General features: G+C 40.1%; 14 protein-coding genes. 1 reads left to right on the top strand and 13 read right to left on the bottom strand.

Annotation, left to right across the window (positions count from 1 at the left end; translation table 11 throughout):
• Window positions 1-56: 56 nt before the first annotated feature.
• The 9 genes from J4861_RS10755 to J4861_RS10795 all read right to left on the bottom strand — a co-directional run bounded on the left by J4861_RS10755 (window position 57) and on the right by J4861_RS10795 (window position 8,006).
• Entirely contained in the window at window positions 57-662 is a 606-nt protein-coding gene (locus tag J4861_RS10755) for a DUF3109 family protein (RefSeq protein WP_211816827.1), read from the bottom strand.
• Between the two features lie 287 nt (window positions 663-949).
• A complete protein-coding gene (gene ung / locus J4861_RS10760) occupies window positions 950-1,630 on the bottom strand; it encodes a uracil-DNA glycosylase (protein WP_211816828.1) in 681 nt (226 codons plus the stop codon).
• Window positions 1,631-1,645: 15 nt separating this feature from the next.
• The gene (locus J4861_RS10765) at window positions 1,646-2,311 is read right to left on the bottom strand and encodes a uracil-DNA glycosylase (protein ID WP_211816829.1); all 666 of its coding nucleotides are present in this window, start codon (window positions 2,309-2,311) and stop codon (window positions 1,646-1,648) included.
• A 163-nt stretch (window positions 2,312-2,474) separates the two neighbouring features.
• A complete protein-coding gene (locus tag J4861_RS10770) occupies window positions 2,475-2,798 on the bottom strand; it encodes a hypothetical protein (protein ID WP_211816830.1) in 324 nt (107 codons plus the stop codon).
• A 938-nt stretch (window positions 2,799-3,736) separates the two neighbouring features.
• Window positions 3,737-4,339, bottom strand: coding sequence for a tail tape measure protein (locus J4861_RS10775; protein WP_211816831.1), 603 nt, complete (start codon window positions 4,337-4,339; stop codon window positions 3,737-3,739).
• Between the two features lie 146 nt (window positions 4,340-4,485).
• Window positions 4,486-6,003 carry a 2,3-bisphosphoglycerate-independent phosphoglycerate mutase gene (gpmI, locus tag J4861_RS10780; protein WP_211816832.1) on the bottom strand — a complete coding sequence of 506 codons (1,518 nt, stop codon included), beginning with the start codon at window positions 6,001-6,003 and terminating at the stop codon, window positions 4,486-4,488.
• 306 nt (window positions 6,004-6,309) lie between these two features.
• A complete protein-coding gene (locus J4861_RS10785; protein ID WP_211816833.1) occupies window positions 6,310-6,759 on the bottom strand; it encodes an energy transducer TonB in 450 nt (149 codons plus the stop codon).
• A 287-nt stretch (window positions 6,760-7,046) separates the two neighbouring features.
• On the bottom strand, window positions 7,047-7,529 hold the full coding sequence (locus tag J4861_RS10790; RefSeq protein WP_211816834.1) for an energy transducer TonB: 483 nt from the start codon (window positions 7,527-7,529) through the stop codon (window positions 7,047-7,049).
• Window positions 7,530-7,541: 12 nt separating this feature from the next.
• Window positions 7,542-8,006: an energy transducer TonB gene (locus J4861_RS10795; RefSeq protein ID WP_004358684.1), complete on the bottom strand. Its 465-nt coding sequence runs from the start codon at window positions 8,004-8,006 to the stop codon at window positions 7,542-7,544.
• A gap of 409 nt (window positions 8,007-8,415) precedes the next feature.
• On the opposite strand from J4861_RS10795, the gene J4861_RS10800 reads away from it, so the two are divergent.
• Window positions 8,416-9,663, top strand: a complete 1,248-nt coding sequence (locus J4861_RS10800; protein ID WP_211816835.1) for a hypothetical protein — start codon at window positions 8,416-8,418, stop codon at window positions 9,661-9,663.
• Between the two features lie 173 nt (window positions 9,664-9,836).
• Here the strand turns inward: J4861_RS10800 and J4861_RS10805 are convergent, their stop codons facing one another.
• From J4861_RS10805 to J4861_RS10820, 4 genes are all read right to left on the bottom strand, one after another.
• Window positions 9,837-11,054 (bottom strand): SGNH/GDSL hydrolase family protein, encoded by a 1,218-nt coding sequence (locus tag J4861_RS10805; RefSeq protein WP_211816836.1) that lies wholly within the window; start codon window positions 11,052-11,054, stop codon window positions 9,837-9,839.
• A 130-nt stretch (window positions 11,055-11,184) separates the two neighbouring features.
• Window positions 11,185-12,105 carry a helix-turn-helix transcriptional regulator gene (locus tag J4861_RS10810; protein ID WP_036921604.1) on the bottom strand — a complete coding sequence of 307 codons (921 nt, stop codon included), beginning with the start codon at window positions 12,103-12,105 and terminating at the stop codon, window positions 11,185-11,187.
• A 423-nt stretch (window positions 12,106-12,528) separates the two neighbouring features.
• Window positions 12,529-14,148, bottom strand: a complete 1,620-nt coding sequence (locus J4861_RS10815) for a RagB/SusD family nutrient uptake outer membrane protein (RefSeq protein WP_211816837.1) — start codon at window positions 14,146-14,148, stop codon at window positions 12,529-12,531.
• 27 nt (window positions 14,149-14,175) lie between these two features.
• Entirely contained in the window at window positions 14,176-17,361 is a 3,186-nt protein-coding gene (locus J4861_RS10820; RefSeq protein WP_211816838.1) for a SusC/RagA family TonB-linked outer membrane protein, read from the bottom strand.
• Window positions 17,362-17,763 lie beyond the last annotated feature (402 nt).

Below are 17,763 nucleotides of genomic sequence, written 5' to 3' on the forward strand. Positions count from 1 at the left end.
TATAGATCAAAGAGAATTATCCTTTAGACAAGCAACTGGTTAACTCCTCAACTTGTCTACTCGTCAACTTGTTCACTTGTTAACTGAAGAGCTACCTCACACAATTCATCATACCACTCCTTACCAAATCTACGCGTAAGGGGTTCCTTCAAAAACTTATAAAGGGGAAGATTCAGTTCTTCTCCTTTTTTTCTTGCATCGGCACAGATACGCCAGTGATGGTAATTGATACCACAGGTACCATTCCCAAAGTCTTTCACTCTAACTGGATACAACGAACAAGAAATAGGTTTTACGAAGCCTGTCTTGCCATTACGGTAGGAACGTTCCAAGGCGCAAAGACAACAACCATTCTCATAACAAGTGAAGACACAGTCCTTACCACCAACGATACTCGTCACCAAATCGCCTTCTTCATCGGTGTAAGCGACACCCTGTTTATCTATGACCGCCTGCCCAGAGGCTGACAAGTCACCCCAAACAGTATCAAGGACATTCTCTATCTCCATTGTCTCGTCCAAGGTTACAGGTGCACCAGCATCTCCCTCAATGCAACACTGACCATGACATTTATCAAGGTCGCAGCAAAACTTCACATTGATTATATCTGGTGAGACAAGCACATCACCCACCATAAATATATGATCATACGTATTACCCATCTTTCTTAACGCTAAATTATTTCATTTTCAACTATGTTTTGCTGTTCACCCAACAGCATCTTCTCACTAAAACGGAACTCCCTTCCAATTTATTTTCATGAAAAGAAATATTTTTCTTCATGAAAATAAATATTTCTTTACGCATAAATAATTCCCTCCTAACCTTATTTTAAGGCTTTAATTAGGTAAACAAACTATCTTAGTCCTATAAGACTTATAAGGCAAATACGCCCTACACACCTTTAAACAAGCAATTCGTTTACTTATCAACTTGTCCGCTTATCTACTTATGCATCCACTACCGTCCAAACAATAGGCAAAATTTTGTTCTTCTCTAAATACGCATTGCAGCACCCGAAATGGTCATTTCCATCCCAGCCTCCATAACGTCGAGCTGCCGGATGCACTGCCTTTAGTACCATATGCCTGCCATTATCCGTACGTATAAAACGCTCCTTTCGTTGCGCTATGCGTCCCCATAACATAAAGACAATATGCTCACGCTCTTCATTCAATGCACTTACAACAGCATCCGTAAAAAGCCGCCACTTGTATTTACGATGACTGTTAGCTTGCTTCTCACGCACAGTCAATACCGTATTCAACAACAACACACCTTGTTCAGCCCAGCGTGTAAGGTCTCCCGAAGGCTGATTAATCCCATTGAGATTAATCCCAAGTGCCCTATATAGAGTCTTCAATGAAGGCGGAAGCTGTACGCCTTCAGGCACGGAAAAACTCAGTCCCATAGCCTGACCAGGATTAAAATAAGGGTCCTGCCCCATAATGACAACCTTTACCTTATCAAAAGGGCAAAGATTTAAGGCATTGAAAATCTTATCTTCTGGCGGATAGCAAGTCTCATTCTTATACTCCTCTCGCACCTTTTCCACCAATTTCCTGTAGTAGGATTTATCCAGTTTATCCTTCAGCTTTTCACGCCACGATTCTTCTAAAATCCATTCCATAGCTGTTGATTATCACTACCACTCAATAGGTTGCGCCCCACAAGAAATCAGGTAGGCGTTACAACGTGAGAACTGATGCTGTCCAAACCAGCCTCCACGATTAGCAGAGAGTGGCGAAGGGTGCACACTCTCTATAACACAGTGTCGTTGCTGGTCAATCAGTGCCTTCTTACTACGCGCAAAACCGCCCCAAAGCATAAAGACTAAGTTCTCTCGTCCATCACTAAGTGCCTTGATAGCCGCATCGGTAAAGGTTCCCCACCCTAATGGCTGATGACTATTAGCTACATGTGCGCGGACGGTAAGTGTAGCATTCAGCAAGAGAACTCCCTGCTCTGCCCAACGTGTTAAGTTGCCTGACTGACGGATAGGTGTACCTAAATCTGCCGCAATCTCCTTATAGATATTCTGCAATGAAGGTGGAAGCTGTACCCCATCAGGCACGGAGAAGCTTAATCCCATCGCCTGACCAGGCTCGTGATAAGGGTCTTGCCCAATAATCACAACCCTCACCTTGTCAAAAGGACAAAGATTAAAGGCATTGAATATCAAGTTTCCTGGAGGATAACAAGGGAACTGTGCATACTCTTGTTTCACCTGCTCAACTAACTGCTGAAAGTAAGGTTTCTCAAACTCTCCACTCAGTTGCTGTGCCCACGATGGCTCTATCTTTACACCCATAGCTATGATTGTTATCTGCAAATGTAATAAGACTAAAACAAAGATATAACTTATCACATCTTACTACATGCAGTTTTGTTACTACAAAAGTACGATAAAGTTCTGATAACAACAAAAAAGTCGTGCCTTTCGACACGACTTTCCTATTTTTAAAGCTAAACTATTACTTCTTCTTTGGCTGAGCCTGCTTCTTGCAGCAGCTACCAGCCTGTGCCTTCTTGCAGTCCTTCTTTGCCTTGTCGCAAGCCTTAGCAGACTTATCGCAAGCCTTCTCCTGCTTCTTGCAGCAGCTACCAGCCTTCTTGTCACAAGCCTTCTCAGCCTTCTCATCACAAGCCTTACCTGCCTTATCGCACTGCTTGCCCTTCTCTACCTGCTCATTTGGAGCCTTATCACACTTCTTTGAACACTGACTCTGTGCCTGTGCACTAAGTGAACATACGCTAAATGCTACTACAAATGATAATGCTATTTTCTTAAAATCCATAATCTTTTACTGTTTAAAAATTACACATTAATATCTATAAAACTCGGAAAGGATATAATTCCTTATGGGCGCAAAGGTAATGAAAAAAGAAGTTTCAACTGCAAAAAAGATTCATTCTGTTTATAAATTTTAGATTTATTAAAATCTGATTATTTGTTTAGTGAATTTATGTAAACTACCATTTTAATCGTTCTTTTTCCTTACCAACAAACAAAAAGAGGTTCTTCCATTAAATGCGTAGACGCTTTTTGTATTGCTTTAAAGAAAAAACTGAAGTTACTCATTAAACAAAAACATAGCTAAGATAGTCAGGTATCTATCCTATTATCATCCTCTAACATTGTAAACCATTTCATTTAAGACTTCGAAATTCTGCAGACAAGTGTTTGAAAAATCATTACACAATTTCTAACGAAACATCCATAAATAACGGCAAAATCACATACAAAAAGCAGATTTGTAATTAGCAGGAAATCAATTAGTTATAAAGTAGTAAAGTAAAAGGTGCTTAATTGGACTTCAAAAGGGCGTTAGTAAGAGGCTTAAAGGGCATCTTTTGCAAGTCAATTGGGCGTCTTTTAGAAGCTAAAAGAGCATGTATTGGTTTTGAACTGCATAAAAATAAATTACAAAACTCAATTAATGTGGGAGTAAGTTGTTTGTAGAAAGCAGATAGACATCGCACCTAATTATATTTGTCATGTAGTTTATCTCCCGTTCTTAAACCATCCAATAGGGGGTAATCATACTGGTGTTGGGTGATGGTTGTTGGGTGTTGAGCCTTTATAAAACTATATTATTGGAGGTAATCATACCCTATATGTGGATTTATCTCATTCTATTAACAATCTACGCTTTTAACGGAAGAACACAAAAAGGGCCGTGAATGAACACGACTCTTTTATCTACAATTAAATAATTGTTTCTATTTAAGCAAATTATTTCTCCTTCTTAAAGAACGCTTTAACCTTCGCCTTGTCTTTGTTATAAGTGTTCTTGATTTTCTGTCCGTCCTTAGCAAGACCTTGCTTAACCTTTTTTACGCCAGCCTTAACCTTTGCCTTGTCCTTACGATATGCGTTTCTTACTTTCTGCTTATCCTTAGCAAAACCCTGCTTTACCTTTGCCTCATCCTTACGATAAGTATTCTTTACTTTCTGCTCATCTTTAGCAAGACCGTTCTCAACCTTCTTTACATCAGCATTGAACTTTGCCTTATCATCCTGATAAACCTTATTTACCTTCTTCTTGTCGTTAGCAAGGTCTGCCTTAACTCTCTGCTTGTCTGCGTTGAGTTTTGCTTTCTCAGTAGTTTCAGCCTTCTTAACGGCAGCACCTACCTTATGTGCCTCAGCGTTTAACTTAGCTTTCTCCACACCCTCTGCATGTTTAACATCAGAACCTAACTTCTTTGCCAACGTGTCAACACGCTGTATGATAGTCTCATGAGGCTTTTCTGTATTGTTGGTCTGTGCTTGTGCGCTGAGAGAAGTGAGTCCTGTAAGGGCTACTAATGATAATACTAACTTACGATTCTTCATTGTCTTTAATCTTAAAAATAAATACTAATACCTAATTATGGGTGAGTCAACAGTAAGACTCACAGTGGCAAAGGTAATAAAAAACAAATCCCAAAAGCCATAAAAGACCTTTGGGATTCGCCTAATTTTATATAATAAAACTTTGATTAATCTGTAATAAGATTTTCACCTGTCATATCTGCTGGCTGTTCTAATCCCATAATATGAAGGATTGAAGGAGCAACGTCAGCCAAACGACCATTCTTTACTGTTGCAGAATTGTTGTTTGTAACATAGATGAATGGTACTGGGTTGAGTGAGTGAGCAGTGTTTGGACTGCCATCCTCATTGATTGCATTGTCTGCGTTACCGTGGTCAGCGATGATGATTGTCTCATAATCGTTAGCCTTCGCAGCCTCAACAACCTCCTTAACACACTGGTCAACTGCCCATACAGCCTTTGCAATGGCATTATAAACACCTGTATGACCTACCATATCACCATTAGCAAAGTTCACTACGATGAAGTCATACTCCTGTGTATTGATAGCACCAACAAGTTTATCCTTCACCTCGAAGGCACTCATCTCAGGCTGCAAGTCGTATGTTGCCACCTTTGGAGAAGGCACCAAGATACGGTCTTCACCCTCATAAGGCTGCTCACGACCACCATTGAAGAAGAAGGTTACGTGTGCATACTTCTCTGTCTCGGCTGTATGAAGCTGCTTCTTACCGAGCTTGCTGAGGTATTCACCTAATGTATCCATTACGTTCTCCTTAGGGAAGAGAACATTCACGTTCTTAAAGTTTGCATCGTATGGAGTCATACAATAGAACTGCAGATCCTTAATTGTATGCATACCTTCCTCTGGGAGGTCCTGCTGTGTGAGCACAGATGTCAACTCCTTAGCACGGTCGTTACGGAAGTTAATGAAGATAACTACGTCACCCTCCTCAATCTTACCATTCACAGAAGAGTTTGTGATAGGCTTGATAAACTCGTCTGTCACACCTTCTGCATAGCTTGCCTCAACCGCTTTAACCATGTCAGTAGCCTGTACGCCCTTACCCTCAACGAGCAAATCGTATGCTTCTTTCACACGGTCCCAACGCTTGTCACGGTCCATTGCATAGAAACGACCAACGACTGAAGCGATATGTGCGTCATTTGCATCGCAAACCTTCTGAATCTCAGCAACGAAACCAGCACCACTCTTTGGGTCTGTATCACGTCCGTCCATAAAACAATGAACGTAAACGTCCTTAAGGTTGTACTCCTTACCAATCTCGATGAGCTTAAAGAGGTGATCAAGTGAAGAGTGAACACCACCCGTAGAGGTCAGACCCATCAAGTGGAGTTTCTTACCATTCTTCTGTGCATAGCTATATGCATTAATGATATCTTGGTTCTTCAAGATGTCACCGCTCTGGCAAGCCTTGTTAATCTTAACGAGGTCCTGATAAACAATACGACCTGCACCTATATTTAAGTGACCTACCTCAGAGTTACCCATCTGGCCGTCTGGCAGACCTACATCTTCTCCTGATGCTTGCAACTCAGAGTGTGCACTAACAGCATTCAAATAATCTAAGTAGGGTGTTGGGGTGTTATAGATAACATCACCCTTACCATGCTTACCGTTACCCCATCCATCAAGGATCATCAATAAAGCTTTCTTTGCCATAATTATTCCTTTATTTTTGTTATTATCTTCGTTTATTACCTATTATTATTTTTGTTACTGCAAAGGTACGATAAAAGAATAAGATGGGTGCAAAAAGCCATTGGAATTTTAAGGTAGAGACCGACAGAATCTTAAGTATTGTTTTATCCAAACCTACACTGTATTACTTAAAATCATAATCCCACTTAACAGTAGATTATAAATTATGCCGATTCTATCGATATTATCTCCTACAACATAGCTTTATCTCCTCACAAAATTATCTATATAAAAAAACAAGATTGCCTATTAAACTATTATTCATTCTTATCTCAACTGAAATTCTACAGCCTTTACCATCCACAAACATTTCTTCGTTCGATCCCTCCATTTCCATTTTGGCATTAACTTTAAAACACGTAGAACTTCCTTGTCAATCAGTGGGTCGACAGAACGCACAATAGAAAAATGATCACACTTTCCTTTGGGGTTAATACAGAACCTTACGACCACCCTTCCCTGTATACAATTTTCCTTTAGAGATGGTGGATAATGGAAGTTAGAAAAGATAAACTCATTAAAATCTCCCGGAAAGAATGGGAATTCTTTTAGGACAAAAACGGTGTCATGCCGAGCCTTTTTAGAATTTTCTGGTAAGGTAATAGCCTTCATATTAGACATATTCTCCTGTTGGAATTTCATCTGGCTACTATTCGTAGCATGAATACTACCTATCGTCATCAAGTTTAAAAAGAATATAATCAGAAACTTCTTCATCCTAATCATATACATTTAAAGATTCATTTTCTTCTATATAAGTAAATAGACACCGATGAATACGCTCTATTTTAGTGATTCATTAGTGCCTTTACTATCTTCTATAACAATAATTTTCATGCCTCATTGCTTGTTCTTAACCGATGTATTGATGCTCCGCACATGTAGTGCTAAGCGTCAACACAAAATGTGTTAAGGGTCAACACCAAATGTGCTAAGGGTTAATAGCGATATTGATAACGATAAAACGGCTTACAAAAGATGATGACAACATGAGCAATTTGGGCTTATAATAATCTGAAGGTGACAGGTACAAGTTGCCATACTCCTTGCTTCGGTCGTCTTTCCCACTTCCATGCAGGCATAAGTTTTAGTACGCGAAGTGCCTCTCGGTCGAGGTATGGATCTACAGAACGCATAACCCTAAACAGACAGCAACGACCAGAGGGAGTCACAAAAAACTTTATAATGACTCTTCCTGACACTGTGCTTTCTGCCAATTCAGGCGGATATTGAAGATTTGATGCGATGAATTCGAGGAGATTACCTCGGAACGAAGGCTTCAAACCCTCGGCGGTTTCAAACATCTTTGCCCCTAAGGTGTCCACATTCAATGTATCATAACAAAGAGCAAAGGCTGGTTCAGCACAATAAGGCTGCTCAGTTTGCTCCTTTTTCTTCGGTTTCATCGTTCTTTTATGCTTCTGTGCATCGATATTACCAACGACTACAAAACTTAAAAATAGAACTAAAAACAGTTTCTTTATCATAACCATGAACTTTTATTGTTGAACATTTTGTTTCTTAAAAGAAACTGGCAAGACATACCAAGTACCACCCTTAGCCGTTGAATCCACATTCCACTTCGGCATTAACTTCAATACCCTTAACGCCTCTGTATCAAAAGCAGGACTCAACGAACGAAGTATCTTGAACTGAGAACAAGTGCCGTCACGTTCTATATAAAACTTAACAATCACCTTTCCTTCAACCTTTTTGTTCTTACGACCAGCTGGCCATACAAGGTGAGCACGAAGGAATTGTTGGATATTACCTGGGAAAGATGGCATTGGAGGAAACCAACAATCAAATATTTTATGCCTTTCGTTTTTTACTTCTAAGGTATCGATTGTATCTTTCCGAACCTCATTTTCATAAGATTTCATCGACATCTTTTCCTGTTGAGCATTTACAGTTGCTGCCATACAGATACTAAGTGACATTGCTAACAAAATTCGCTTCATCATATAAACCTTTTGATTTATTCCCCTTTACAGCTATTTAACGCTGCCTTTCGAGAGATTATTATAAACAAACTCTTCACTTTGAAGAGTCTTTCGAACATTCTTAATTTAAAACCTGCGCCAACGCTTAAACGCAATCACGCCGCCGCAGGTTTATGAAATGCAGATGACATATATTGGAACTTATTGTCGATGCAAAGGTAAAGAAGAATATAATGCAATGCAATAGCCCCATTAGAGTTGACACATGTAAAACAAGTTAACATTTGACTATCAATAATTTACGACTAACAACTTCACTTCTTTGACACAATAAAGCTTATAAAAGTTCCCTCGTTTTCGCACTTTACCAACCTTTAAGATAGCTTTTCGTTCCCTTTCCTCCCACCCTAATTTGGCAATACGCAGTAGAATGTGTATCTTTGCAAATATGAACAAAAAACCGATTTTACTACTGATTACTCTTTTGACTTTGCTTTCATGCAGCCAAAGAAAACTGCCTAACTATCCTGCAACAGACGAAGGAATCACTCGGATGAGGCTCGATAGCGCTGCTTTCTTCATGGCTAAACATGACACAAGGAATGCGATGTATCAGCTAAAATCGGCAGAAAAGCACCTTTTCAACGTAACAGAAGACTCTTTGAAGTTTGCTACATACTATCGTATTGCTCTATTGAATGCCCAAAATGGTGCTTATAAATTGGCACTTGACTACTTCGACCATACTGCTCGTTATGCAAATGATAGTAAGAAGAGTCACAGACTGACGGATATTTACCTCGGTAAAGCCTCTGTTTTCAACCAAATCGGACAACGCGACTCTGCCCTGTTGTACGTAAAGAAGGCTGAATCCTTCAAGCCTCGTATTCGTAAAGACCAAGAGAAGAGTATTAATCAGCTGCGAACACGCATTGAAAAACATCAAATTTTATCGGTTTCACCGGAGAAAGATATTGAGATTATACAGATACAAGACCGTTATGAAGTGGCTATCGCACAACGTAAAGCCTTGCAACTTCAACTCTATATAGCTTATCTTGTTATCATCTTGATACTCCTTACATCTGGTATCATTGTATGGTTCCGCCGTCGTATGCGCCAACAACTACATACCTATCGCAGACAACAAGAGATGACAGAGCAGAATATTCAGCAGTTACTCCGCCGAAAAGATGCAACGATAGATGAGATGAAGGCTGAAGTTGACAGTAAAATCAATCAGTTAGAACAGTTGAAACAGAAAACTCCTACACATAATGGAGATACAAAAACTTCCGATTCCATCGAACAAACTAAGTTGGGAATAGACGCACTCTATACCATTCTAAAAGGTGGAAATATCTCACAGATGGGTAAACGCGAACAGCAGGCTCTCAACGCTATTATGCCTAACTTTGATTACGACCTTGCTTATATCCTCAATAATCCTCGCTATGCGTTCACTCCAAAGGAGACATTCTACTATATAATGGAACACAACGGGATGACCGACGAGCAGAAAGCCGATGCCTTCTGTTGTACGTCACAAGCCATCAGATCGATTAAAAGTAGAATGAAAAAGAAGATGGAAAAGTCACAAGAAGAACTTTCTGAAGTAGATATAGAACTCGAAGCAGAGGATAAATCAGCCTTATGCTTAACACACCTTGATCATTAAGTTATAACGATCCGATTCCGATACACAGGAGTCTATTTGATGAAGGTAGGTTTGATGGTCCTATCTGCTTATGAGGGTTCAAGTAGAGTACTCGAACTAACAGCAGAGTAAAGCTCCTTTATTTTCGCCAATATTCCCTTACTTTCTCCAACACTTATCAGCAAGGGAAGTCACTATCTATAGGAAGGGTTAGGAACAGCTTCCCACATCTTCTTTGCAGCATACTCACCCATCGCCTTATAACCTGCAGGGTTAGGATGTAACCAGTCACCAATCTGCCATTCTTTACGCAAGCGGTCGGGTGATGACGGATCACGCATGAGTTCATCAAAGTCGATGAAACCGTCGATTTCATGGTTTGTTCTTATCCATTCGTTCACCGTCTTACGTGCTGCATCACGTGCCTCTGTAAAGTAACCTTTGCAGCCATTAAAAGGAGTTATCGTACCCATATAGACCTTCAAGCCACGTTGGCGAGCCTTCTTAATCATCACTTGGTAAGCTTCAATCAACTGGCGAGCAGTTTCTTCTGGATTAGTTGACGCACCGATATCATTAATAGCCTCGAAGATGATTACTGCACGAAGTCCTCTTTGTCCCAAGATATCACGATCGAAACGCTCCTTTCCTGGCTGTCCTAAACCCACAGAGAGGATACGATTATCCCCAATACCAAGATTCAATACACCCGTTTTCGGACTCTTCGACTCATGTTCTCTATTCAGTACGGCAGACATAAAATCAGGCCAGCGGTCTTGTGCATTTGTAACACAACCCTTTCCATCGGTAATACTATTACCAAGGATAGCCACACTGGAAGCAGATGCATCAAGGACATCAATAGCAGAAATATTAAACCAATGGTCCTCTTTGAAGGCTGTTGAGAAATCAGTATTAGCATTTGTTACACCACGTAATATATAAGATGTAGTGCGCGAACCCATGTGAACAGTAGGTTCTTTTGGTGCTTTAAGATAGTTAATCGTAATTGACAAACGCTCCAATGGTTGTAAATCGAATTTCAACGCATCTGAAAAGGCAGCCTTACCAGCAGGTATCGTTACCCGACGTTTATTATTAAAACGGAGATACTTAGCTGAATTCTTCTGTATCTCTGACCCTTCTCCAGCCTTTGCAATATAAACACTGGTAATCTCAACAGGCTCAGAAGACAGTTCATTACTCAACTGCAAACGAATAACAGGGCCACCGATACTCACCTTCACGACCTGTCGTACGGAGCGATTCGTCATTTGGTTATTATAAGGCATAAAACCCTTATCAACTGTCTGTGGCGCACAAGCCCATGTACCTACCCAACGTTCTTGCTGTGCATAAGCGTTGAATGTGATAAAAAACAATAAAACGAATAAAATCTTACGTGTAAACATTTTCCTGAATTTTAAACCTCCCAAGCCTCTCGCACTATCTCTAACTAAAAGAGAACATATTTCTATTAATGGAAGGCTGATGATAAATAATGATAGTTTGCTATGAATAATAGAACAAAGAATGAACTTCCTACTTCTGCAATAGTTGGTTTGACGAATCAATAAGACTTTCTATTTCCGCTCTCAGATATGCCTTAAAACCATCACCCTCTATGATTTCTATATCTTTAAAGAGTCCGAGAACGAAACGACCTAAACCACGATAATCGCATACTTCTATATCTAAAAGCCACGAGCCATCCGCATTCGGAGTAATATAATGCGCACCTTGTGGATATTCTTCCTTAAAGAGATTGTGAGATAACTGCCCTAAACGTAACTTCACACGATATCGTTCCTCACTACTAAACATAAAGATATCCGTAAACACCTGCCTATGCTTGTCTTCATGTAACCACGATGTATCCAGTATCTCCACACTCGTCATGCGAGAAATCTTAAATGTCTTATTTTGTTTTGACACCAATTCATGACAGCGTACATCCTCATTATTATGCAATAAAAGGAAAGGTTCCACAAGACGATCCTTAACAGAGTGACTATGTGGACTTGAATAACCAATTAAACGAACCGTCTTCTTCTCTGCCATCGCCTTACGTAACAGTTTCAGGTTACTCTCCATTTGGCGACGAATGGGTGACTCTGCAGACACAGAGAAGTTATAAGAACTTTCCAACTTCTGCCTTAGCTGGTTCACCATCTCACTATCATTACCAGCCATTGTCAGTACACTATGTATCGTCTTCACATCCTTATCTGTAAACTGAATCGTCTGTAACAGCTGTGTGAAGAAAGGAGAGCGACGATCAATATGATAATAGCCCTGATTCTTAAATACGATAAAACCTGCATGCTTGATGAAGTCGAGTAGGTAATAGAAATTCCTACGCGACAAGTTCATCCGCTCACACAGCTCTTCAACCGTATAATTGCGTCCATCAGACAATAGAATCAAGAGTTCTAACTGCTTCTTTAATTTATCGAATCTCATTCTTACAATGAATAGACATATGATATATAACGCAGAAACAACACTTTTATTAATCTCTACAGCACTTTTTTATGCCGAATCATATCTAACCACTGACACTATCCTCTATAACAAAAGACTCTTCTCATAGCAAGATATAATGATTCCCTACCAAGAGTGATATATTTATGCAACGTACAAGAATAGTTTTATTTTGATTTGCTGTCACTTTTAACATTTCACATAACTCCATTGCAAAAAACGAGTTAGACAAGTAATTTAGATGACAGTAATGACAGGAAATTTAGTTTTAGAGAGGCAAACAGTCTTCTCGGTAATAAAACAAAATATGTTTAGGCGCTAATAAACGATTTGATTTAAAAACAAAGAAAGGCAGAAAGAAAACCTGTTCTCTCTGCCTTTACATTTATAATAACATAAGACCTATTCGTTCCTCACAAGATCATTATAATCAATCTCGTTCTGTGGAATTACCCAAGTCCACTTGTTTCCGTAATCTACAGCAATTGTTTTTGCAACAGCAGCGTGTGCATTACCACCTTCAGCAAATGAGTGGCGAACAACAGGAATGTTCCAACGCTTATAATCACTCCATGCAAAGCCTTCACCCCAAAGTTCAACCTCACGGTAATCCTTGATTTCATTAAAGAGATCAGTACCAGTCTTTGTACAGGTGTAGCTTGCGTTACGACCTGTAGTAGCATTCAGTTTAACCAATGCTGCCTGTGCATCAGCAGTGTTACCCAAGAAGTAATTAGCCTCAGCCTCGATAAGAACCATCTCACTTGAACGGATGAAAGGAACATAACTAACACCTGGCTGTGCAGTTACCCAGAACTTCATCTGCCCATCCAAATAGATATAACCAGAAGCGTAAGCTGCAGAGAGACCAGATATCTGATGCTTTTTAACGATAGAGTCGGCCTGTGCCAAAACACCTTCATCACCCAAACCTATGATGCCATAAGTCTGATTTACCTGTGCATCTTTAGTAATATCAATGCTGCGGAACTTATCTGCAGTAATAAAGAGCTGCTTACGAGCATCGTTATTAGGGATACGAGTAATTAACTCATGACCAATAGTACCAGCTCCAGTACTCTGCGTACTTGCAGAGTGACCATTACAAGCATCCTGTACACCAAATGCCCAATACCAGTTCTGTTCACTTGCATCACCATAACTACCGAGAATCCACTCATCGTTTGGCTTATAAAAACCAGCTGCGTATGCATCACCTGTCATCAAAGGACGGTTAATCTGTGCCAACTTAGCCTGTGCCAAAGCAGTAGCATAATCCTGACGAGTCAATGCTGCACGTGCATAAACAGCGTGGGCAGTATTAATATCAGGAATCCAACACTCGGCTGTTGAACGCATCACACCACTCTCAGTGAAGAGTTTGATAGCCTCCTGACAGTCCTTGTAAATCTGTGCGTAAGTCTCAGCAAGTGTTGAAGCCTTCAGTTCACCCGTAGAGGTATCAATACGCAAAGGCAATCCCGTAGAGGCACCATTGTTACTATCCTGCCAACGATAGCAGTAATAGTGTGCCAACTTCTCAAATGCGTATGCACGGAAGGTCAATGCAGAAGCCTTGATAAACTTTCTATCAGCCTCACTACCCGTAGCATTATCAATGTTTGCAAGAAGAGCATTTGCATTGTTAATGATCTGGTAGTAATAAGTCCACGCATAAGAATCATAAATACTTGTTGAACGGAAGTGGAATGTCTGATTATGGATAGGAGCCCAACCTGAAGCATAACGGTTGTAGTTATAATTCTGACTTGGAAGGTTCTCATAGAGACGCATTATCGCATTTTCACCTGCGAACCCTTGACTATAGTAGTACTGCTGTACGGTCATCGACTTAGCAATACCATTCAAGGTATTACGTGCATTGCTTGTATTAGCATATGCTGCAGAAGGCTCAGCCGACTCTGCTGGTGATACATTGAGATAATCACTGGAGCAAGATGCTGTCATAGCAGCCACAGCAATTAAAGCCCCTGCGGTGAATTTATTTATTGAATATTTCATATTATTCCTTTTTTAAATTCTACAATATTAGAGATCCACTGTCAAACCGAAGTTGAACACACGTGCAGATACATAAGTATTATCACTATCACCATTAAAGCTATACTGTGGGTTCATACCCTTACGACCTGTGAGCGTGAAGAGATTCTCAACACCAGCCTTAACAGAAACACCTCCGAGACCCCACTTCGTTACCAACACCTTTGGCAAACGATAACTGAGCATGATATTCTTCATAATCAAATAAGAAGAACTTGTCAACCAACGGTCACTAACAGCATTGTTATCAGTGCTACCATTGAAATCAAGGATAGGTGTACCATTAGGATCGATACGGTTAGGAGAAGTAGCTGTCATACCCTCAGGAACGCCGTTCCAAGAATTAAGAACATCCTTATGAAGCGCAGCTGCTGAAGAAGCCGAACCCGTAGACATCAAAGAACTATAAGAGCTATCCATTGTCTTACCACCAAGGCTATAAGTCATCAATACTGACAAACTCAAGTCTTTCCAACGAAGATTAGAGCCGAATGAGCCATAAACAGATGGAAGAGCTGTACCAGCCCACTTACGTAGTGCCTGAGAAGTTGATGTAGTATATTTTGTTCCATTAATCTCAACGAGGTCACCAGCAGCTTGAGCAGCAGCCTCCTGTTTAGGATCGAGGTCATAGAGAGACTTACCAGTCATCTGGTCAACACCTACGAAGTGATAAGTAAACCACTCGTATGCAGAGTGTCCCTCAGAATACTTCTGCTGACCATGCAGGATGTCTTCTCCCTTAGGCAACTTGAGTACCTTATTCTTCAATGTAGTAGCATCGAATGAGAGGTTCCAGGTCCAATCCTTTGAACGTACAACATCACCACTCAACATAATCTCAAATCCACGGTTAGAGATAGTACCTATATTCTGATACTGTGTAAGGTTCTCAATAGCATCGTTTCCAAAGAATGAACCTGCTGACAATGGGAAACGAACCTCGAAGAGCAAGTCCTTAGAACGCTTATCGAAGTAGCCCAAACTGAAGTTCAAACGGTCAAAGAGCGTACCCTCAACGCCGAAATCGAAAGTCTGTGTAGTCTCCCACTTCAAGTCGAGAGCTGATAGCTTCTGACGTACCAAGGCTGGGTTACCACCATTCTTAGTAATATAATAAAGTGCTTGATAGCCATAGAAATTAACAGCAGCATCATTACCTACCTCACCGTATGAAGCGCGAGCACGCAAAGCATCAACCCACTTTACATTCTCCATGAACTTCTCTTTCTTGATATTCCAGTTTACACCAGCTGAGAAGAAGTTACCCCAACGCTTATCTTTATGGAACTTAGAAGAACCATCGCGGCGGAAAGAGAAGTCTAAGAAGTACTTCTCATCATAGTTGTAACGCAGACGACCAAGATAAGATTCAGTTCTATAATCCTCAAAATAGCCTTCTGTATCAGAGTTTAGGACGAAGTTACTCAACGCACGCAAACCTTCGATAGCTGCATTTGTATTCATAACGCGTGAATACTTACGATTCCAGCTATAGTTCTCATGACCGAGAAGAACGTCAACATGGTGAAGATCAAAGTTATGATCCCAGTTCAAAAGTTCCTGTCCTGTATAGGAGATATACTGGTAAGAACGCTCAGTCAGACGACCATTGTTAGAAGCACCATCACCAATAACAGGGTTGTTATAGGTCTGACGGTTTTCATTAGCATGGTTCAAGTCTACTTTTCCTGTCAAAGAGAAACCATATGGCAAACTGATTTTTGTATACAACAAACCATCCAATACGTTTCTACGTGTGCGGTCCATATCCATCGTCATCTCATAAGGGAGGTTACGGTTGTTAAGATACTCAGACGTAGTATCATACTGCTTGTTACCATTTGCATCCAAAGCGTATGTGCCATCAGCATTATGCAAATAAACAGGATAAACCGGAGCCATGTAACGAGTTACATAGAATGGATTAGCATAGAAATTTTCTTTAGCACTTGAATTATAGCTTCTTACAGAAGAAGTACCAGAGAGGTTCAAACCTAATTCGAGCCACTTGTTGGCTGTATATTGTGTATTAATACGACCAGTAAAACGCTCATAGCCTGAGTTCAAAGTATAACCCTGCTCATTCAGATAACCAGCAGAAGAATAGATATTATACTTATCACTTGCTACAGCTGCAGAGAGGTTATACTCCTGACGATGACCAGTACGTTCAACAGCCTTCTGCCAATCAAGATCATCATAACCAGCACGCATAGTAGCAGTCAACTTGCCATTTGCATCAAAGAGAGCATCATCGGCTCCATCATAGATATTACGCTTTACAAAATCAGATACCAAGTGCTGAGTTGCATAGGTTGCAGCTGCAGCTTCTGTAGAAACAATACCGCCAGATAGCGCATAATTCTTCATGGCTCTCCAAGAAGCCTCCATCCACTCATTCGGACCTAAACGGTCATACTCTGCAATACCACGTCTGTAGACACCCTGATCCATCTTCAAAGTAATGTTTGGCTTAGTAGTAAACTTAGCCTTCTTTGTTGTAATCAAGACAACGCCATTAGCCGCACGGTTACCATAGAGAGCTGCAGAAGAAGCGTCCTTCAAAACAGACATAGACTCGATGTCGCTTGGATTTAACTCGGCAATATTACCTTCAAATGGAGTACCATCAACGATATAAAGAGGCTGATCAGCATCTTTAACTAACGTTCCCACACCACGAATGTGAATCTTTGGCGTAGTACCAGGCTCGCCATAAGAGTTATTTACCTGTACACCAGGGGCAGAACCTTCCAATGCACCCGTTACCGTAGTACTAATACGATTGGAGATTTTCTTAGAGTCTACAACAGCTACAGAACCCGTAATTGATTGACGCTTAGCAGTACCATAGGCAACAATTACGACCTCATCAAGGTTCTTGTCATCAGGGGTTAAGCTCACTTTCATGTTGTTTGTTGCAGTAACAGTCTTTGTTTTCATTCCAACATAAGACACAATCAACTTAACACCTGCAGGTGCTGAGAGACGGAACTTACCATCAACATCTGTTACAGTACCCGTCTGTGTACCAGACACGAGGATAGACGCACCTACTACAGGCTGTCCATCATCTGTAGAGACTACAGTTCCGCTAATCTCTGTCTGCGCCAGCGCTGTTCCTAAACTTAGGAATAAGCCGACTAAAAACATCATTAGTCTTTTTTCCATAAATTCTCTCTTTAATTAATATAATAAATAAACTATTTCAGACTCACACTATTAATACGTAAGGTATTACAAATTGCATACAATCAGGGTACAGATATTTTTAACACTTCACAAAGATAGTGTACAGCTTTTAAAGTTCCAAGTGAAAATGAAATTTTAATTAATATTTTCACATTTATTAATGTTTTATTTTTACGAAACGACATATTAATGCATGAAAATAAATTAATTATTATTTATAACGGTATATAAAACAACATATTGTAAGTACTACACTTCCATTCCTTATTAAAGATTAAAATACAATTAAGTATAGAGAGATAAAGTAACTTTAGAGCCAAATCTGGTTCTTCCGTTAAAAGCGTAGATTGTTAATAGAATGAGATTAATTCACATACATGG

Origin of the sequence: Prevotella melaninogenica (assembly GCF_018127925.1) — a bacterium.
Lineage (GTDB): Bacteria > Bacteroidota > Bacteroidia > Bacteroidales > Bacteroidaceae > Prevotella > Prevotella melaninogenica_C.

What these genes read in the sequence shown, in the direction of transcription:
- ung (WP_211816828.1), bottom strand. Translation starts at nt 1,630, where the DNA reads ATGGAATGGATTTTAGAAGAATCGTGGCGTGAAAAGCTGAAGGATAAA.
- J4861_RS10810 (WP_036921604.1), bottom strand. Translation starts at nt 12,105, where the DNA reads ATGAGATTCGATAAATTAAAGAAGCAGTTAGAACTCTTGATTCTATTG.
- J4861_RS10805 (WP_211816836.1), bottom strand. Translation starts at nt 11,054, where the DNA reads ATGTTTACACGTAAGATTTTATTCGTTTTATTGTTTTTTATCACATTC.
- J4861_RS10800 (WP_211816835.1), top strand. Translation starts at nt 8,416, where the DNA reads ATGTGTATCTTTGCAAATATGAACAAAAAACCGATTTTACTACTGATT.
- gpmI (WP_211816832.1), bottom strand. Translation starts at nt 6,003, where the DNA reads ATGGCAAAGAAAGCTTTATTGATGATCCTTGATGGATGGGGTAACGGT.
- J4861_RS10820 (WP_211816838.1), bottom strand. Translation starts at nt 17,361, where the DNA reads ATGGAAAAAAGACTAATGATGTTTTTAGTCGGCTTATTCCTAAGTTTA.
- J4861_RS10785 (WP_211816833.1), bottom strand. Translation starts at nt 6,759, where the DNA reads ATGAAGAAGTTTCTGATTATATTCTTTTTAAACTTGATGACGATAGGT.
- J4861_RS10790 (WP_211816834.1), bottom strand. Translation starts at nt 7,529, where the DNA reads ATGATAAAGAAACTGTTTTTAGTTCTATTTTTAAGTTTTGTAGTCGTT.
- J4861_RS10770 (WP_211816830.1), bottom strand. Translation starts at nt 2,798, where the DNA reads ATGGATTTTAAGAAAATAGCATTATCATTTGTAGTAGCATTTAGCGTA.
- J4861_RS10775 (WP_211816831.1), bottom strand. Translation starts at nt 4,339, where the DNA reads ATGAAGAATCGTAAGTTAGTATTATCATTAGTAGCCCTTACAGGACTC.
- J4861_RS10795 (WP_004358684.1), bottom strand. Translation starts at nt 8,006, where the DNA reads ATGATGAAGCGAATTTTGTTAGCAATGTCACTTAGTATCTGTATGGCA.
- J4861_RS10765 (WP_211816829.1), bottom strand. Translation starts at nt 2,311, where the DNA reads ATGGGTGTAAAGATAGAGCCATCGTGGGCACAGCAACTGAGTGGAGAG.
- J4861_RS10815 (WP_211816837.1), bottom strand. Translation starts at nt 14,148, where the DNA reads ATGAAATATTCAATAAATAAATTCACCGCAGGGGCTTTAATTGCTGTG.
- J4861_RS10755 (WP_211816827.1), bottom strand. Translation starts at nt 662, where the DNA reads ATGGGTAATACGTATGATCATATATTTATGGTGGGTGATGTGCTTGTC.